The 2,078-nt window shown below is 39.1% G+C and carries 3 protein-coding genes; all 3 read right to left on the bottom strand.

From position 1 onward, the window contains the following. Positions 1 to 467: 467 nt before the first annotated feature. On the bottom strand, positions 468 to 1,256 hold the full coding sequence (locus SSCH_RS07090; protein ID WP_044664859.1) for an aspartate/glutamate racemase family protein: 789 nt from the start codon (positions 1,254 to 1,256) through the stop codon (positions 468 to 470). A 304-nt stretch (positions 1,257 to 1,560) separates the two neighbouring features. Beyond that, positions 1,561 to 1,755 carry a cupin domain-containing protein gene (locus SSCH_RS16465; RefSeq protein WP_052835419.1) on the bottom strand — a complete coding sequence of 65 codons (195 nt, stop codon included), beginning with the start codon at positions 1,753 to 1,755 and terminating at the stop codon, positions 1,561 to 1,563. A gap of 68 nt (positions 1,756 to 1,823) precedes the next feature. Next, a partial coding sequence (locus SSCH_RS16460) for a helix-turn-helix domain-containing protein (protein ID WP_198142238.1) occupies positions 1,824 to 2,078 on the bottom strand: 255 nt, incomplete at its 5' end.

Here is a 2,078-nt window from a genome sequence, read left to right as displayed (position 1 = left end):
AAACTCAGGTATTCACCGATTGATAAATCATATTTGCACGTATGCCTCTACGAATGGCACAGCAAAGGGGCAGTGGATGTGGTTGAGGACAAAGAGTATCGGGCGTATTCTTGCTGATATGGAAAGGCAGCGTGCGACAGCGGGGTAAGGTAATTAAAGGGTAAGGATCCTCTCAGTATCCATGACAGGTTTGGTTTGGGTGCTGGGGGATCTCTACATTATCCACACTATGCACACTGACTGGCATTATCTAGCTAGACTTTGATTGGCACCTGAATTCTCAACTTTATGGCAGACTGTCGCTATAATTCTTCCGTTATTGGCGGTGAGAATTGCAGCGTCAAATTGAGTGAGAGGCAACAATAAACCTCTTGCACCATTAAAACCTCTCTTTCTTTAGGATTATTTTTTAAGAATTACCGCTTAATACTGGCCAACAGAAATACATCAGGATTACATAGATTTATTTAGACGTGGCCGTAATAATCTCTGTGGTTTACTACAGAATAGGCATATTCCAGCAAGGTTCCCCAGCTGAACACAGGCAAATCGATTTGAGCTTGTACTCCTCTTGCAAAGGGCTGCATACCTGTGCATTCAAACAAAAATGCACCAATTGATGGGTTTTTATCAACAAGGGTTGTGCACATCTTCAGCATTTCATCCTGTGCTTTTTCAAAATATGCTTCAGGGAGAGGCTTGCGAACCTGTACGTTCCACAAATTATCAAATTCCTTGCAGTTATATTCATCCTGCGCACCTGCCACAATAAAGTTGCTGTTCAGGTCTATGCCAACATTTTTCAGATGCTCATCTTTTAGAAAACGCTTCTGGGCGGCAATAATGGCGACGGATTTATTCTTACCAATTACCTGCTGGATAATTGGCACCTGTAAAAGACTGGACATGAATACTGGTATATCCACATATCCGGCTACATCCTGCTGAAAGTATGCAAAATATCCGCATTCTGCTGCAACTGCTCTGCAGCCGATCTTCTCCAGACGTTTTGCCGCCTCCAATATCGGCTGTCTGCAATGAGTTTTGTCTTCTGACCAAACCAACTTATAAATGTCAATACCCTTCACAATATCGTACTGAATTGGGAAATTGTATGCGCTTGCGTTTCTCACATCTCCCGGAAAACCCGGATATACCTCGTCCAAAATCATAATTCCAAGACCCATTCCATAGCAGCTTTTGCCTGGTCTTGCTTTAATAAGGTCAATATTGCGATCTCTACCAACGTAATACATATTAACTTCTCCTTTTTATCCATTAATATAATATTAGAGATTGCTTTCATCAGCTCATCTTTTCATAATTGTGAAATATTGCCGAGAATATATTACATTTATAACACTTATCGACTATTTCAGATATATGAAATTTTGCTTTTTTTCATTCTACTGCTCACAAAATGTTTTGTCAATATATAATTCATAATTATGAAATAATGGTTTATCTACCATATAAAAGAGCCACCAGCACAATAACTGGCGGCTTTTCTGTATGTATGGCAAACCTAATTGATAGATAACTCTAACTTGCTATATTAGATTAAGATTTTTTCATAACCCAATAGCTGATACAATCCTCTTCACTGGAGTTGGACATGGAATGCGGAGTATTTGAACATATATAGAATGAATCACCTTCGTATAATGTATAAATGTTTGTGCCTATAGAAATCTCCATAGAGCCCTGTACCACAATTCCCAGTTCATCGTAGGCATCGCCCCATGTTTTCATCATTAAAAGAGGCCCCCGGATGAAGGGTTATACACAGGCACTCCATATTGTATCTGCCATAGTTTATAGACTCACACTTTAAAAAAATCGTTCTCAATAATGGTTATTTTATCAGCTTTTCTTACAATAATATGCTCTTGTTTTTGGGGTATAAGCAGATCAGTAATGCTGACTCCAAGTATCTCACAGATCCGCTGCATATATTCCAGTGTAGGGCTAGAAATGTTGCGCTCCAAGTTGCTTAAATAACCAATTGGACAGTCCTGTCTTTTCGGAAAGCTCTTTTTAATGTTATTTTGCTTCTTTTCGCAGTTCTTTAAACCTAT

The sequence above is a fragment of the Syntrophaceticus schinkii genome (genome assembly GCF_000946815.1).
Lineage (GTDB): Bacteria > Bacillota > DSM-12270 > Thermacetogeniales > Thermacetogeniaceae > Syntrophaceticus > Syntrophaceticus schinkii.
This window is presented reverse-complemented; position numbering and strand designations above follow the sequence as displayed.

Bases quoted from the DNA above. Each gene is read 5' to 3' on its own strand.
- SSCH_RS07090 (WP_044664859.1), bottom strand. From the start codon at position 1,256: ATGTATTACGTTGGTAGAGATCGCAATATTGACCTTATTAAAGCAAGA.
- SSCH_RS16465 (WP_052835419.1), bottom strand. From the start codon at position 1,755: ATGATGAAAACATGGGGCGATGCCTACGATGAACTGGGAATTGTGGTA.